This is a genomic window from Mesorhizobium sp. B2-4-13 (genome assembly GCF_006658535.1).
GTDB lineage: Bacteria > Pseudomonadota > Alphaproteobacteria > Rhizobiales > Rhizobiaceae > Mesorhizobium > Mesorhizobium australicum.
This window is the reverse complement of record NZ_VFVB01000011.1, coordinates 119,728-133,141: the sequence shown is the minus strand read 5'-3', so window position 1 is coordinate 133,141 and position 13,414 is coordinate 119,728. Positions and strand designations below refer to the sequence as shown.

The window sequence follows — 13,414 nt, the reverse complement described above, 5'->3', positions numbered from 1 at the left end:
AAGAACAAGTTGGATCAGGCGAAAGCCCTGCCCTCCTCGGTGCGCTGGAAATGCGCCAGATCGAGCGGCACTGACGGGCGACCCAGGACCGTCAGGATCATATGCGCCTGGCCGCGGTGATGGGTCTGGTGGTTGAAGACATGAGCCAGCGCGGGCGCCAGGCGTTGCGAGACGGTGCGCATGTCCGATACGGTCATATAGGTGAAACGACCCGACAGCGCCTTGTCGCTCAAGCCGCTGAGCCAGTCGATAATCCGCCGGTCCTCGGCCTCGCGCGCTGTCCTCAGGACAGGCAAGGCCCGGTACAATATAGCGTCCAATGTCGTTGGCGCGGCGCCTTCGCCGGTGAAGCGCTTCATCCAGATGCGATCGGCGGCGAGCAGGTGGTTGAGCGTGCCCATCAGCGAGCCGAAAAAGACGCCGACGTCGCGATTGAATTCCTCGTCGTTGAGATCGTCGGCGGCATCGTAGATGCGGCCATTGGCCCATTGATTGTATGCCGCAAACATCATGAAGTGCTGTTTCATTTTTTCCCGCCGGTCCGTTTCGGGTGTCGGGAGCGATACCTAGACCGCAAAGGAACCCGCGCCAATGACCATTCTGCTTTACGAACTCGTCGGGCGTGACGAGGGCCGCCCGTTCAGTCCACATTGCTGGAAGGCAACAATGGCGCTGGCCCACAAGGGGCTCGAAATGTCGACCGCGCCGACGCGTTTTCTCGAAGTGCCCGCCGTTGAGGGCGGCGTTTCGAAAACCGTTCCGGTGATCCGCGACGGCGACAAGGTCGTCACCGATTCCTTTGCCATCGCGCTCTATCTCGAAGAGGCCTATCCGGATCGGCCTAGCCTGTTTGGCGGCGAAGGCGGCAAGACGATGGCGCGCTTCATCGAGCGCTGGTCGCAATCGACCATCCACCCTTACGTCACCACGGCGGCGCTCGTCGACCTTCATGCCATGCAAGACGAACAGAATGGCTCGTATTTCCGCCAGAGCCGGGAGCAGCGCTTCGGCAAGCGGCTGGAGGACGTCGTCGCCGCACGCGACGCCGGCCTGGCAACCTTCCGGGCGGCACTGGAACCGCTGCGCTCCATGTTGAGCTACCAGCCATTCATCGGCGGCGCCTCGCCGCTATTTGCCGACTATATCGTCTTCGGCGCATTGCAATGGGCGCGCATCGCATCGCCGTACAAGTTGCTCGAAGACAGCGACGTGGTGGCGCAGTGGTTCACCCGCTGCCTCGACCTGCATGGCGGGCTTGGACGAAAGGTTGCGGCGGCGGCGTGACGCCGCAAAGGCCTTCTATCCGCAGGGCAGATCGAGCCTGTCAGCCTGTTGCGAAAATCAGGGGCCGAACAGCTGACCTTACTTCGCCGCCTTACTTCGCCGCCTTCTTTGGCTTGCTGGCTTTCGGCTTGCTGGCTTTGGCGACGAGCTTTTCTTGCTTGGGCGCGGCTTTTGCCTTGCTGGCGTCAGGTGCCTTCTTGGCCGGCTTCTTGCCCACCGTCGGCTTCCCCGCATCCTCCCGGTCGACGTCGGCTGCCGCCTGATGCCAATGGCGTTCGTGCTGACCGGCCGGGTGCCCTTCTTCCTGCCAGATCTGATGTGCACGGTTGCGAATGCGCTCCTGACGATCGTCTGTCATGGTCATGTTGTCTCCATTCGGGCCGACTTCAGCGCGGCGCCGACCGGGCGACTATAGCAAGCAAACCGTTGCTGTGCAGCCGTCTGATGCCGACGGCCGACGGGATCAGTCACGGAAGCACCGACCATTCCGGCCCTGAGCTGTCGCTCCGGGCGTTCGCTTGGCGGACCACGCCTCACCCCTCTCCTCAGCCCTCTTGGCAATCAGCCGGGCGGCTTGTATAGAGCCCGCCACTCTCAATTCGAATTCAGACAAGGACGACCCATGGCGCTCGAACGCACTTTTTCCATGATCAAGCCGGACGCAACGCGGCGCAATCTCACTGGCGCGATCACCAGGATGCTGGAAGAGGCCGGCCTGCGCGTTATCGCCTCGCGCCGGGTGTGGATGAGCCGCCGCGAGGCGGAGGGCTTCTACGCCGTCCACAAGGACCGCCCGTTCTTCGGCGAGCTGGTGGACTCCATGTCCTCGGGCCCGACCATCGTGCAGGTGCTGGAAGGTGAGAACGCCATCGCCAGGAACCGCGAAGTGATGGGCGCCACCAATCCGGCCAACGCTGCCGAAGACACCATCCGCAAGGTGCATGCGCTCTCGATCGGTGAGAATTCGGTGCACGGCTCGGATGCGCCGGAAACGGCCGCGCAGGAGATCAAGTACTGGTTCTCGGATACCGAGATCGTCGGCTGAGCCGACACTGCACGTTCCAGGCGAGAAGGCCGGTGTTTCGCCGGCCTTTTTCTTTGCTGGCGCTCAACTCTCGCGCACGAATCGCAGCACATCGGCATGCAGCCGATCCATATGGGTGTACATGAGGCCATGCGGCGCGCCCTCGTAAACGAGGAAACGGCAGTCCGGAATGAGCCTGGCGGACGGAATGCCCGTCAGCTCGATGGGCGCCGAGCGGTCGCGGTTGCCATGGACGAGCAAGGTCGGCACGGTATTATTCGGATGGCGGCCGCTTCCAGCGCTGGGCTGCCTGGGCATCGGTTTCCTTGGCCTCGACCCAGCCGCCCTCGGAGCCGTCGGTGCGATGTTCCTTCTTCCAGAAGGGTGCACGCGACTTGAGATAGTCCATGAGGAAGTCCGCCGCCTCGAACGCCGCCTGGCGGTGCGCCGAAGCGGCTACCACCAGCACGATGTTCTCTCCCGGCGCGATCTTGCCATGGCGATGGATGACGGTGAGGCCTTGCAGCGGCCAGCGCTCGCTGGCTTCGGTTGCGATGCGGCCGATCTCGGCTTCAGCCATGCCCGGATAGTGCTCGAGTTCGAGTGCCGAGAGCGCGCCCTGCTCGTCGCGGCACAGGCCTGAGAAGGTGACCACCGCGCCAATGTCGACGCGGCCTTGCGTCAGTGCGGCGATCTCGGCGGCGACGTCGAAATCCTGGCGCTGAATGCGCACGGTCGCTACCAGGACGGCCGACATGACTGTCAGCCCCCGGTCATCGGCGGGAACAGCGCGATTTCGCGCGCGCCCGATATCTTCTCGCGGTGGTCGACATGTTCTTGGTCGATGGCAACGCGGATCACGTCGGGATACTGCAATGCGTGTTCGTAGCCTTCGCCGCGCGACCGCAGCCAGCGCAAGAGGTCGGCGACCGTCTCTATGCCGGCCGGCAGTTCGACATCTTCTTCCGGCATGCCGATCCGTTCGCGAACCCAGGCAAAGTAGATGAGACGGGTTGTCATCTCACTCGTCCATGATGTGCTTGAGGCCGGCGCGGAAATAGTCGTAGCCGGTGTAGAGCGTCACGAGGGCCGCGATCCATAGCAGCACGAGACCGGTCTGCGTTGTCAGTGGGAAGACCTTGTCGCCGGCCGGCCCCGCCAGCAGGAAAGCGATGGCGACCATCTGAATGGTGGTCTTCCACTTGGCGAGCTGCGTCACCGGCACCGAGACCTTGAGTGCCGCCAGATATTCGCGCAGGCCAGAAACCAGGATTTCGCGGCACAGGATGATGATGGCCGCCCACAGCGACCAGCCGGCGATGCCGGCATGGCGGTCGGTGTCGGCCGCAAGCAGCAAGAGGCACGTGGCGACCAGCAGCTTGTCGGCGATCGGATCGAGCATCTTGCCGATGTTGGAGGTCTGCTGCCAGGCACGCGCAAAATAGCCATCGAAATAATCGGTAACGGAAGCCAGCAGGAAAATGACCAGCGCCGACCAGCGAGCGAAGTCGCTCGATTTCAGATGGCCTTCGAGAAAAAAACACAACACGACCAGCGGCACCGCGACGATACGGGCGTAGGTCAGCATATTAGGCAGGTTGAACGCGCGCTGGGCCATGTCTGGTGGACTCTTTCTGCCTGCGTACTCAAATCAGAAGCTGTTGTAGGGGGTCAACAGGCCAGATTCGACTGGCCAGCTGAAAATGTGCGAATTTTTTCAACTTTCGTGGAAATGATTGTAGACCAATTTGGCGACCTGCTCGGAAATGCCATCGACTTTTCTCAGATCCTCGATCGCGGCGCGGCTGACCGCCTTGGCGGTTCCGAATGCCAGCAGCAGGGCGCGCTTGCGGCCGGGGCCGATGCCGGCGATTTCATCGAGCGGGCTCTTGACCATCTCCTTCTTGCGGCGGGCCCGGTGCGAGCCGATGGCGAAGCGGTGGACCTCGTCGCGCAGCCGCTGGACGAAATAGAGCACGGGGTCGCGAACCGGCAATGAAAACGAGTCCCTGCCCCTGACGAAGAAACGCTCGCGGCCGGCATCGCGGTCCTGCCCCTTGGCGATGCCGATGGCGACGACCCGGTCCTCGATGCCGAGATCCGACAGGATCTTGCGCACCGCCGTCATCTGGCCCTGGCCGCCATCGATCAGGATGACGTCCGGCCATGCCGGGAAGCTGCCGGAAATGTCGTCCTCGATATCATCGCCCGCCTCGGCCGCCATCGCCTCGCCCGCTGCCGCATGCTCAGCCACGGCGACATCGCCATGCTCCTTGAGCAGCCGCGAAAAACGCCGCTCCATCACTTCGCGCATCATGCCGAAATCGTCGCCTGGCGTGATCTCGGTCGAGCGGATGTTGAATTTTCTGTACTGGTTTTTCACAAAGCCTTCCGGCCCCGCGACGACCATGGCGCCGACCGCGTTGGTGCCCATGATGTGCGAATTGTCGTAAACCTCGATGCGCACCGGCGGCTTGGCCAGGCCGAAGGTCTCGGCAAAGCCGGCAAGCAACCGCGCTTGCGTCGAGGTTTCGGCCAGGCGACGGCCGAGTGCCTCACGCGCATTCTGCAGGGCGTTGTCGGTCAGGTCCTTCTTCTCGCCGCGCTGCGGCACGGAAATCGCCACCTTGCGGCCGGCGCGGGTCGAGAGCGCCTCGGCCAGCAGTTCCTGGTCCTCGACGGTCTGCGACAAGAGAATGGCACGCGGTGTCGGTTTGTCGTCATAGAATTGCGCCAGGAACGAGCCCAGGACTTCCGATCCCTCCAGCGCCGGATCGGCCTTCGGGAAATAGGCGCGGTTGCCCCAGTTCTGGCCGGTGCGGAAGAAAAACACCTGGATGCAGACCTGGCCGCCTTCCTGGTGGATGGCGAACACATCGGCCTCGTCGACGGTCGCCGGGTTGATGCCCTGATGACTCTGCACGTGCGACAGGGCCGCCAGACGATCGCGATAGATGGCGGCGCGCTCGAAATCGAGGTCTTGCGAAGCCTGCTGCATGGCAGCCGAAATCTCGGTCTTCACCTTCTGGCTGCGGCCGGACAAAAAGTCCTTCGCTTCGGCGACCAACTCGGCATAACCCTCATGCGAAATTTCGCCGGTGCACGGACCCGCGCAGCGCTTGATCTGGTAGAGCAGGCATGGCCGCGTGCGGTTCTCGTAGAAAGAATTGGTGCAGCTTCTGAGCAGGAAGGCGCGCTGCAGGGAATTGATGGTGCGGCCGACGGCACCGGCCGAGGCAAAGGGGCCGAAATAGTCGCCCTTGCGCGACCGCGCGCCGCGATGCTTGTAAATGCCGGGCGAGACATGGTCGCCGGTCAAAAGGATATACGGGAACGACTTGTCGTCCCGCATCAGCACATTGAATCGCGGCCGCAAACGCTTGATGAGATTGGCTTCGAGCAGCAGCGCCTCGATCTCGGTGCGGGTGACGACGAATTCCATCGTCGACGTCTCGCGCACCATGCGGCCGATGCGGTTGGTGTGGAATCTGCCTTGCGCGTAGTTGGTGACACGCTTCTTCAGGCTGCGCGCCTTGCCGACGTAGAGCACGTCGCCGGCGGCGTTCATCATCCGGTAGACGCCGGGCGCATTGGGCAGCCGCTTGACCAGCGTCTGGATCACCTCGGCGCCGACCATGCCTTCGGCATCGCCTGCATGCGGCGTCCAGTCGATGGCCGTGAAGGCGACATCCGGGCCAACCGGTTCGACGATCTCCTCCAGCGCCTCGTCCTCGAGGTCGATTTCGGGAGGAAGATCATCAGCGCCGCCGCGCGCCTTGTTCTTGTGATCCAAAGGACTCATTCCGCCATGCCTGTCACATCGGGCGTCTGCCATGCAAGATGCTGGCCGCCGTCGAGCGCGACCATCTGACCGGTGACCGAGCGCGCCTGCCAGAGATAGCGGATGGTGGCGCCGAATTCCGGCAATTCCGGGCCGCGCCTCAGAATGAGGCCAGCGACCTGCGCGTCAAAATCCGAATCGTCCTGGCGCACGTTCTTCAGCGTCGGGCCTGGCCCGATCGCATTGACGCGGATGCGCGGCCCGAGCGCCTGGGCCAACATCTGCGTCTGCGTCCACAATGCCGATTTCGATAGCGCGTAGGAAAAATAGCGCGGCGTCGGCCGCCAGACGCGCTGGTCGATGATGTTGACGATCAGCCCGTCCTGCCCTTCCGGCAAGGAACGGGCGAAGTTCTGCGCCAACAGCGCCGGGGTTTTCAGGTGAATGGCAAAATGGCGGTCCCAAGCGCGCCAGTCGAAATCCTCGACGGAATCATCGACGAAGAGCGAAGCATTGTTGACCAGCAGCGAGATTGGGCCCAGCGCGGCCTCCGCCTGGCCGACAAGGTCGCCGACGGCATCCATGTCGGTCAGGTCGGCCGCAACCACGGCGGCGCGCCCGCCCGACCGGTTGATCCCCGCGGCCAGCGCATCCGCCGCATCGTGCGAGCGATTGGAATGGATGGCGACCGCAAAGCCATGGCTGGCAAGGTCCTCGACAATCGCCTTGCCGATCCGTTTCGCCCCACCGGTCACCAGCGCCACGGCAGTGGCTTTGCTCATATGTGTCAATCCTCAATTTCGGCCCGAAAACGCGACGCCGACGAAATATGGCCCGGCATGCGTTAAACGGCGTTCGCACCTGGGGCAACATTGTGGCGAAGTGCCCAGTTCGACGTGCCGGGCCCTCTTGGACTCGCAACCGCCGGACCGCAATATAGGTCGCTGGAGTCCTTGCACCAAGCCGCGTGCAGCGCAGCACGAACTTGCTGCTGACATTTCGCTGTTGCGAAGATGCAACGTCAAGGTTCTGCCTCATTCGCGCCGGGGAATGACCCAAGTTCAGGTTCGGTTCAGCCGCATTTTGACACGACATTTGGAACCGACGAACGCCAGATCCGTTTCACCCCCCGGACGGGTCGATGGCGATCGTGAGAAACAAGCCTGTGTCCTGTGGCTTAAGGAGTAAAGAACAATGCAAGCCAATCTCAAATTCGCACGGCCGCTGGCTGTTGCGCTCGGGCTCTTCGCCCTCGGTGGTACCGCTTATGCCGCGGACGTCGTTTCGGAAGAGCCGCCGGCACCCGCTCCGGTCGCCGAACTTCCGGTCGCCTCGTGGGCCGGTCCCTATGCCGGTATCAACCTTGGCTACGGCTTCGGCGGCAAGACCAAGGAAAAGGATTTCGGCGTTTCGACCGATACCAAGGGTTTTGTCGGCAGTGTCTTCGGCGGCTATCAGTGGCAGCAGGAGAACTTCGTGTACGGCGGTGAAGCCGAACTCGGCTACAACGGCGTCAAGGGTGACGACAACGGCATCCACTCCAAGGGCGGCATCGAAGGCTCGCTGCGTGCCCGTCTCGGCTACGCCGTGACCCCGGAAATCCTGCTCTATGGCACCGGCGGTCTCGCCGGCAGAAGCCTGAAGGTGGAAGACTCGGTCATTCCTGCCAGCGACACCGCAACCATGCTCGGCTGGACCGCTGGCGTCGGCACCGACATCAAGCTGACCGACAATGTCTTCGGCCGCGTCGAGTATCGCTACACCGACTTCGGCAGCAAGAGCTTCGACGGTATCGGCAAGGTCAAGGCGACGGACAACCGCGTCACCTTCGGCCTCGGTATGAAGTTCTAAGTCGTTCAAGCCACGACACGAAAAGCCGGGCCTCGCGCCCGGCTTTTTTTGTGCCGGTCGCTCAGGCCGGAACCGCGGACTTCAGCTCTGGGAATTTTTCGTCGAAACGCGCCGCCCAGCGGGTCAACCGGCCGCGCCCCTTCTCCCACCGACCGCCAAAGCGGAGCGAGAGATAGCCGAGGCAGGCACGCAATGCCAACTGACCGGCCGTGATCTTCTTCGGCAGCTTTGGCGGATTGGCGTTGAGCAGATCGAGTGCCGCCATGATCTTCGCCCACTGCCGGTCGAGCCAGGGCTGATAGACCATCTCTTCAGGCCGGGTGCGGCGTTCGTAGACCATCGACAGCGCGCAATCGCAGATACCGTCGGCCAGCGCCTCCAGCACTTCCGCTTCCAGACGCCTGTCGGGATTGCGTGGAAACAAGGCGTTCTTCGAAATCCGGTTGAGGTGCTGGGTAATGGCGCGGCTGTCGTGAACCGAACGGCCATCGTCGAGCACCAGCACCGGGATCTTGCCGAGCGGATTGGCGCCGATCAGTTCGGCCGGCCTGTCCTCGGTCTTGACCGGCACCTCATCGAGGGCGATCCCGGCATAGGCCGCTGCCATCCTTACCTTGGAGCTGTAGGGAGAGGCGGACGCGTAGAGCAGCTTCGGCATGATCGGTTTCCTGTTTGCAAACATCCAGTGTTGACCGCAGGACTGTCGCGATCAATTGCCAGAGTGCAAAAAAACAGCGGCCAGAAACCGGCTGCGGTTTCCGCCCTGGCATCACGACAAGCCTGATACCGGTACTCTGGAAAGTATCAGCAGGCCACGACAAAAAGCCGCCCGATTCGAACGTGCGCCCACACTTTTCCGGCACCCATGCTTCGCAGGCGCTAAGCGTCACGCCGATACATTCGCCAACCACCGCAAGGAGCAAAAAAGTTGGGCGAGCGAGGCAGCCAACCGGCGCCTCGCTTTGCTTGCCCCTCGGCCCCTTCCCGATGCTCAGCCCAGAGGGCTGAACCCGCTGCCGAACATGCTCCGATCCAGAGCGTCAGAGCGTCCTTGCTGGATCCCGAAGGACACGCGACGCCAACGATCCGTCTACTTCTTGGCCGGAGCCTTCGCCTTCGCAGGCGCTGCCTTTGCCTTCGGCGCCGCGGCTTTCTTCACCGCCGGCTTGGTCGCGGCGGCGGCTGCTTTCGCAGCTGGCTTGGCCGCCGGCTTCTTGGCCGGTGCCGCTTTTGCTGCCGGCCTCGTCGCGGCTTTCGCGGGAGCCGCCTTCTTGGCAGCGGGTTTGGCTGTGGGTTTGGCCGTCGCCTTGGCAGCAGGCTTCTTGGCCGGCGCCGCTTTCGCCGCCGCTTTCGCGGGCGCCGCCTTCTTCACTGCCGGCTTCGCGACAGTCTTGGCCGCCGCCGGTTTCTTGGCCGGCGCCTTCGCTGCCGGCTTTGCCGCCGCCTTGGCAGGCGCTGCTTTCTTCACTGCTGTTGCGGCCTTCGCCGCGACTGCTTTTGCGGGTGCTTTCTTTGCCGGTGCCTTGGATGCCGGCGCTTTAGATGACTGCTTAGCCATGTCATGCCCCTTCACGTTATGCCGATGGCCGTGAATGACCCCGGCGCGCAATGCATATCTGACTCGCGTCTCGCTAGCCAGCGAAGCAATGGTATGATTTTCTCAACTTAAATTTTAGTTGCGATCCACACACAATCACACTCATCATCGCAAAAATCCGCTGCTGATCTTCTGACGTCGCCAGCAAATCGATACCGGCATTCCCGATGCGATCTCGCCATCAAGATCCGAAGATTAGCGAGCGGCTTCACGCGTGATCCTTGGCCGTGAACATCATAACCCGCCGCGTCATCGAAGCGATCATCTTTTGCAGGCGCGCGGTTCGCGCGGATCACGAGCGCGATGCGACGGTCGATCTGAAGATCACCTTGTCAAGCATGGCTTGAGCATCGGCTTTCCGACTGACAGAATACTCTGTAGAACAGAGTATTCTGTATGAGATGCGATTGCGCCGTCGGTTTCGGCCATACAGAAGCAAATGGCACCGCAAAATCGCCAAGCCATATGGCGACAACCCAAGGCTTTGCCGCATTGGAGCCTGTTGATGAGCGCCGATGACATTATCCACCAGAGTACACGGCTCAGGATCATGGCAGTCCTGAACATGTTGGAAAGGCGCGAGACCCTGGAGTTCGTCCAGTTGAAAGCCATGATCGAAGTCACCGACGGCAATCTCGGAGCACATCTCGATACGCTGGCCAGAGCTGGCTATGTCGATATTGAAAAGCTTTTCGTCGGACGCCGGCCGCAGACACGGATCAGGGTCACGACGGCCGGGCGGCGGGCCTTTCGCGGTCACATTGCCTTTCTTCGCAAGATCATCGATCAGGCAGAGGCAACGCGTCGCAGAAAATAGCAAAGCGACGAGCCTTGGTTCACCGCCTCACGATACGGCGAGCCGCCCGTCGACAGTTCGACGGCGGCGGAATTGCCGCGTGTTTCGACAAGGAGCGCGTTGTGATCACCGCTGATAGCCGAGACAGATGGCGCCGAGCGCGACGACGGCGCAGGCGCCGATCCGCCGGGGCGTCAGCGTCTCGCCCGCGCCCTCTTCAGGCCGCAGGCGCGAAAAAGATCGGAAGGAGAACGAGGTGCGTTCAGCGCAGGACGCGGCAACGGCCGTTATAGACCATCCAGCGATCGAAGCCCGAGACGCAGAACTCGACATTGTCGCCGATCGAGGCAAAGCCCTGGCCTTCCTCGATCAGATAGAAGATCGACCGGTCCCGGCCATCCGACAGGCTGACGGTTGCCCGGCAATAATGACGGCCGATCGGCCATTCCTCGCTCGCCTGCTGATAGCGATGCTGGCGAATGTCGCGAAAATCGGTGATGGCGACGTCGGGCAGATGGGGCACGTGATGCACCTGGTAGGAGAACCGATGCGTGATCTTGCTCAGCACCCATGTCTCGCCACAGATGCTGCCATCGTCCTCAGTATAGACGCCGAGGTCGGCCGCCTGGACCGCCCGGGTGACACCGAGAGGCGCGGCAAGGGGCGTGCAGAGCGAAATCAGGGCAGCAAGTGCGGATTTGGCGAAGCGAGTCATGGCAGCCTCTCAAGGTCGATTGCGCGCACTGTGCGGATTCGCTCGGCGGCGGTCAAGCGGTTGCCGAAACAATGGTTTCCAGAAACCGGCGCCGGGCAGTTGCTGTAAGCAGCAACCCGCGGGTAACGGCTAAGTTCCCCAAGGACTGATCGTGCGGTCGTAAGGAACGCGGCGATCGAAACTGGCTATCCCGGCGGCGGGACCTGCTCGCCGGCCAGCCATTCCAGCGACCAGTGGGCCGGCTTGCCCACGGCGAGCAATTTGTGCAGTGCCGGCAGCATGGTTCGCAGTTCGCCTTCCAGCGTGAAGGGCGGATTGACCACCACCATGCCGGTGCCATCGAGGCTGGGATCGGAAGAGGCTGGCCTGATCTCGAATTCTATGTCGAGGATTTTCGAGATGCCGGATTGCTTCAGCGCTTTCCTGAAGGCGATCACCGCCTTGCGGTCCTTGATCGGATACCACAGCGCGTAGATGCCACTGGGCCAGCGCCTGTGCGCCTTCACCAGCCCGTCGACGAGGCGGCCGAACTCACCCTCTTCCTCGAAGGGGGGATCGATGAGCACCAGGCCGCGCTTTTCCTTCGGCGGCAGGTGCGCTCCGAGCGCAAGCCAGCCGTCCAGTTCCATCACCTTTGTCTGAAAATCGCCGGCGAACTCGATCTTCAGCCTGGCGGCGTCTTTCGGGTGCAGTTCGATCGCCGACAACCGGTCCTGCTTGCGCAGGAGATTGCGCGCGAGCAGCGGCGAGCCCGGATATTTCTTTACGCCGCCCTCCGGATTGAGCGAGCGCACCGCCGCCAGATAAGGCGCCAGCAGCGCCGCCGCCTTCGCATCGAACGCGGCATCTATCAGCCTGCCGATGCCGCCCTGCCACTCGCCTGTCTTGTGCGCTTCGAGTGACGACAGATCGTAGCGGCCAATGCCGGCATGGGTGTCGATGACGCGAAACGCCTTGTCCTTCTGCTTCAGGTAGTCGAGCAGGCGCGTCAGCACGACATGCTTGACGACATCGGCAAAATTGCCGGCGTGGTAGGCGTGGCGATAGTTCATGTGGGACCCCTGCCCCAACGTGGCGGCGGCGGCTGCGAATTCGGATTTTCCGGTCGCCCGCCAGCAGAACGCAAGGACAGCAAGAAACCGATCAGGCCGACCGCCATCAGCGAGAAGCCTATCGGCCGCGCGCGGCCGTCGATTTCCCCGACACCGGAGCGCAAGACAAGGTCGACCGCTCGCATCGGCATCGCCCGGGCCGACCGTGAAGACGTAAGCGCCAGGGCTGACGGTGGCGATCAGGCCAGCCTCGTCGCGAAAGATCTTGTCGGGCAGTTGCGGGCTGGCCTGGCGCGGATTGTCCACATGGTTGAACTGCAGCGTCGAGGCAAGCACCGTGCGGCCATTGGTGGCCGCGGTCAGCGTCAACACAGTGCGCTGCTGCGAAACGATGCGTTCGGCCCTCGCGGTCAGGTCCACCAGCACCCGCACCGGCGCATCGCGATCCCTAAGCGATACGGTCAACGGCTTGAATCGGCCCTGCTCGTAGACCCGCCAGGTGCCGATTTCGCGGCCGGAAAAATTGGCCGTCGCCCAGGGATAGATGAGACCGATGCCGGTGCCGGCCAGCAGGATCAGGACGAAGAGAAAGCGCATTCAGGCGGTCACCTTGCAATCAAACCTTGCCGGACGGTCGGCTTATATCGGCGCCGTCGCGCAGGCGTTCCATTTCGTCCAGCAGCATGTCGAGGCCGAGTTCGAAGGTCTTGTCGAATTCGGCGGCGCCAAAAAAGCGCCCGGCCTCCACGACGTTTGGATAGTCCCTGGCCAGTTGCTCGTCGCTGACCGTGTTCACCGCGGACGGGCCTCTGGAATAGCCCGCGTTCTCGTCCAGCACCGCGCCCATCAGATAATAGCCCACGGCGCGGAAGAGCCGCGCACTGAGTTCCGCGTCGAAGCCGCCATCCTTGAACAAGCCGATAATGCCGTTCAACCAGGCAAGGCAAGTCGGCGAATTCATCCGGTAGGTAACAATGAAAGTGGAATAGGCGGGATGCTCGCGGCCGATGCGGCGGAAATCGTCGACGGCAACACGCATTCTTTGCCGCCAGGGAAGGCTGGTGTCAGGCACTTCAAGGGCGCCGATCAGCCGGTCGATCAGCGCCTCGTGCAGATGCGCCACCGAGGGGAAGTGATGATAGATGCTCATGGCCTCGCAGCCGAGCGCGGCGGCGAGCTTGCGCATCGAAAAGCCGGAAAGGCCCTCCCTCTCGATCACCTCGAAAGCCGCGTCCTCGATCATTTCGCGCGACAGACGCCCGCGCGCTCTCTGTTTCGTGATTGATTGATCCATGGCGCCGCTTGACAACTTAC

General features: G+C 62.6%; 17 protein-coding genes and 1 pseudogene. 4 read left to right on the top strand and 14 right to left on the bottom strand.

Going from position 1 to position 13,414, the window contains the following annotated elements; all coding sequences use genetic code 11:
• Positions 1 to 14: 14 nt before the first annotated feature.
• On the bottom strand, positions 15 to 527 hold the full coding sequence (locus tag FJ936_RS25595; protein WP_140617195.1) for a DinB family protein: 513 nt from the start codon (positions 525 to 527) through the stop codon (positions 15 to 17).
• Positions 528 to 591: 64 nt separating this feature from the next.
• Here FJ936_RS25595 and FJ936_RS25590 point away from each other — a divergent pair, with 64 nt between their 5' ends.
• Positions 592 to 1,284 (top strand): glutathione S-transferase family protein, encoded by a 693-nt coding sequence (locus FJ936_RS25590; protein WP_140617196.1) that lies wholly within the window; start codon positions 592 to 594, stop codon positions 1,282 to 1,284.
• Between the two features lie 91 nt (positions 1,285 to 1,375).
• Here FJ936_RS25590 and FJ936_RS25585 read toward each other — a convergent pair whose 3' ends face one another.
• Positions 1,376 to 1,648, bottom strand: coding sequence for a DUF2934 domain-containing protein (locus tag FJ936_RS25585; protein ID WP_140790585.1), 273 nt, complete (start codon positions 1,646 to 1,648; stop codon positions 1,376 to 1,378).
• Between the two features lie 258 nt (positions 1,649 to 1,906).
• Here FJ936_RS25585 and ndk point away from each other — a divergent pair, with 258 nt between their 5' ends.
• Positions 1,907 to 2,329: a nucleoside-diphosphate kinase gene (gene ndk / locus FJ936_RS25580; RefSeq protein ID WP_140790586.1), complete on the top strand. Its 423-nt coding sequence runs from the start codon at positions 1,907 to 1,909 to the stop codon at positions 2,327 to 2,329.
• Positions 2,330 to 2,392: 63 nt separating this feature from the next.
• On the opposite strand, the gene FJ936_RS25575 is transcribed toward ndk, so the two are convergent.
• From FJ936_RS25575 to FJ936_RS25550, 6 genes are all read right to left on the bottom strand, one after another.
• The gene (locus FJ936_RS25575; protein ID WP_140790588.1) at positions 2,393 to 2,578 is read right to left on the bottom strand and encodes an alpha/beta hydrolase; all 186 of its coding nucleotides are present in this window, start codon (positions 2,576 to 2,578) and stop codon (positions 2,393 to 2,395) included.
• A gap of 4 nt (positions 2,579 to 2,582) precedes the next feature.
• On the bottom strand, positions 2,583 to 3,065 hold the full coding sequence (locus FJ936_RS25570; RefSeq protein WP_140617200.1) for a molybdenum cofactor biosynthesis protein MoaE: 483 nt from the start codon (positions 3,063 to 3,065) through the stop codon (positions 2,583 to 2,585).
• A gap of 5 nt (positions 3,066 to 3,070) precedes the next feature.
• On the bottom strand, positions 3,071 to 3,328 hold the full coding sequence (moaD, locus tag FJ936_RS25565; RefSeq protein WP_140664705.1) for a molybdopterin converting factor subunit 1: 258 nt from the start codon (positions 3,326 to 3,328) through the stop codon (positions 3,071 to 3,073).
• Position 3,329: 1 nt separating this feature from the next.
• A complete protein-coding gene (pgsA, locus tag FJ936_RS25560) occupies positions 3,330 to 3,926 on the bottom strand; it encodes a CDP-diacylglycerol--glycerol-3-phosphate 3-phosphatidyltransferase (RefSeq protein WP_015318470.1) in 597 nt (198 codons plus the stop codon).
• A 99-nt stretch (positions 3,927 to 4,025) separates the two neighbouring features.
• On the bottom strand, positions 4,026 to 6,110 hold the full coding sequence (uvrC, locus tag FJ936_RS25555) for an excinuclease ABC subunit UvrC (RefSeq protein ID WP_140790590.1): 2,085 nt from the start codon (positions 6,108 to 6,110) through the stop codon (positions 4,026 to 4,028).
• Positions 6,107 to 6,871 (bottom strand): SDR family oxidoreductase, encoded by a 765-nt coding sequence (locus FJ936_RS25550; RefSeq protein ID WP_140790592.1) that lies wholly within the window; start codon positions 6,869 to 6,871, stop codon positions 6,107 to 6,109. Before FJ936_RS25550 ends, uvrC begins: the two co-directional genes overlap by 4 nt.
• Positions 6,872 to 7,283: 412 nt before the next feature.
• On the opposite strand from FJ936_RS25550, the gene FJ936_RS25545 reads away from it, so the two are divergent.
• Positions 7,284 to 7,940 carry an outer membrane protein gene (locus FJ936_RS25545; RefSeq protein ID WP_140717897.1) on the top strand — a complete coding sequence of 219 codons (657 nt, stop codon included), beginning with the start codon at positions 7,284 to 7,286 and terminating at the stop codon, positions 7,938 to 7,940.
• A 61-nt stretch (positions 7,941 to 8,001) separates the two neighbouring features.
• Here FJ936_RS25545 and FJ936_RS25540 read toward each other — a convergent pair whose 3' ends face one another.
• Together FJ936_RS25540 and FJ936_RS25535 are read right to left on the bottom strand one after the other, a co-directional pair.
• Positions 8,002 to 8,598: a glutathione S-transferase family protein gene (locus tag FJ936_RS25540; RefSeq protein ID WP_140790594.1), complete on the bottom strand. Its 597-nt coding sequence runs from the start codon at positions 8,596 to 8,598 to the stop codon at positions 8,002 to 8,004.
• 432 nt (positions 8,599 to 9,030) lie between these two features.
• Positions 9,031 to 9,408 carry a hypothetical protein gene (locus tag FJ936_RS25535; RefSeq protein WP_181171290.1) on the bottom strand — a complete coding sequence of 126 codons (378 nt, stop codon included), beginning with the start codon at positions 9,406 to 9,408 and terminating at the stop codon, positions 9,031 to 9,033.
• A 634-nt stretch (positions 9,409 to 10,042) separates the two neighbouring features.
• Here FJ936_RS25535 and FJ936_RS25530 point away from each other — a divergent pair.
• The gene (locus FJ936_RS25530) at positions 10,043 to 10,354 is read left to right on the top strand and encodes a transcriptional regulator (protein ID WP_140717903.1); all 312 of its coding nucleotides are present in this window, start codon (positions 10,043 to 10,045) and stop codon (positions 10,352 to 10,354) included.
• Between the two features lie 241 nt (positions 10,355 to 10,595).
• Here the strand turns inward: FJ936_RS25530 and FJ936_RS25520 are convergent, their stop codons facing one another.
• The 4 genes and pseudogenes from FJ936_RS25520 to FJ936_RS25505 all read right to left on the bottom strand — a co-directional run bounded on the left by FJ936_RS25520 (position 10,596) and on the right by FJ936_RS25505 (position 13,394).
• The gene (locus FJ936_RS25520; RefSeq protein ID WP_015318477.1) at positions 10,596 to 11,048 is read right to left on the bottom strand and encodes a hypothetical protein; all 453 of its coding nucleotides are present in this window, start codon (positions 11,046 to 11,048) and stop codon (positions 10,596 to 10,598) included.
• Between the two features lie 185 nt (positions 11,049 to 11,233).
• Positions 11,234 to 12,100, bottom strand: coding sequence for a 23S rRNA (adenine(2030)-N(6))-methyltransferase RlmJ (locus FJ936_RS25515; RefSeq protein WP_140790600.1), 867 nt, complete (start codon positions 12,098 to 12,100; stop codon positions 11,234 to 11,236).
• Positions 12,097 to 12,697, bottom strand: a pseudogene (locus FJ936_RS25510) (hypothetical protein). The gene FJ936_RS25515 and the pseudogene FJ936_RS25510 overlap by 4 nt, the downstream one beginning before the upstream one ends.
• A gap of 19 nt (positions 12,698 to 12,716) precedes the next feature.
• On the bottom strand, positions 12,717 to 13,394 hold the full coding sequence (locus tag FJ936_RS25505) for a TetR/AcrR family transcriptional regulator C-terminal domain-containing protein (RefSeq protein ID WP_140717913.1): 678 nt from the start codon (positions 13,392 to 13,394) through the stop codon (positions 12,717 to 12,719).
• Positions 13,395 to 13,414: the final 20 nt, after the last annotated feature.

Excerpts from the sequence above, each read along its gene's own strand:
- moaD (WP_140664705.1), bottom strand. The coding sequence starts at position 3,328 with ATGACAACCCGTCTCATCTACTTTGCCTGGGTTCGCGAACGGATCGGC.
- ndk (WP_140790586.1), top strand. The coding sequence starts at position 1,907 with ATGGCGCTCGAACGCACTTTTTCCATGATCAAGCCGGACGCAACGCGG.
- FJ936_RS25570 (WP_140617200.1), bottom strand. The coding sequence starts at position 3,065 with ATGTCGGCCGTCCTGGTAGCGACCGTGCGCATTCAGCGCCAGGATTTC.
- FJ936_RS25545 (WP_140717897.1), top strand. The coding sequence starts at position 7,284 with ATGCAAGCCAATCTCAAATTCGCACGGCCGCTGGCTGTTGCGCTCGGG.
- FJ936_RS25595 (WP_140617195.1), bottom strand. The coding sequence starts at position 527 with ATGAAACAGCACTTCATGATGTTTGCGGCATACAATCAATGGGCCAAT.
- uvrC (WP_140790590.1), bottom strand. The coding sequence starts at position 6,110 with ATGAGTCCTTTGGATCACAAGAACAAGGCGCGCGGCGGCGCTGATGAT.
- FJ936_RS25530 (WP_140717903.1), top strand. The coding sequence starts at position 10,043 with ATGAGCGCCGATGACATTATCCACCAGAGTACACGGCTCAGGATCATG.
- FJ936_RS25540 (WP_140790594.1), bottom strand. The coding sequence starts at position 8,598 with ATGCCGAAGCTGCTCTACGCGTCCGCCTCTCCCTACAGCTCCAAGGTA.
- FJ936_RS25515 (WP_140790600.1), bottom strand. The coding sequence starts at position 12,100 with ATGAACTATCGCCACGCCTACCACGCCGGCAATTTTGCCGATGTCGTC.
- FJ936_RS25585 (WP_140790585.1), bottom strand. The coding sequence starts at position 1,648 with ATGACCATGACAGACGATCGTCAGGAGCGCATTCGCAACCGTGCACAT.
- FJ936_RS25505 (WP_140717913.1), bottom strand. The coding sequence starts at position 13,394 with ATGGATCAATCAATCACGAAACAGAGAGCGCGCGGGCGTCTGTCGCGC.
- FJ936_RS25520 (WP_015318477.1), bottom strand. The coding sequence starts at position 11,048 with ATGACTCGCTTCGCCAAATCCGCACTTGCTGCCCTGATTTCGCTCTGC.
- FJ936_RS25550 (WP_140790592.1), bottom strand. The coding sequence starts at position 6,871 with ATGAGCAAAGCCACTGCCGTGGCGCTGGTGACCGGTGGGGCGAAACGG.
- FJ936_RS25590 (WP_140617196.1), top strand. The coding sequence starts at position 592 with ATGACCATTCTGCTTTACGAACTCGTCGGGCGTGACGAGGGCCGCCCG.
- pgsA (WP_015318470.1), bottom strand. The coding sequence starts at position 3,926 with ATGGCCCAGCGCGCGTTCAACCTGCCTAATATGCTGACCTACGCCCGT.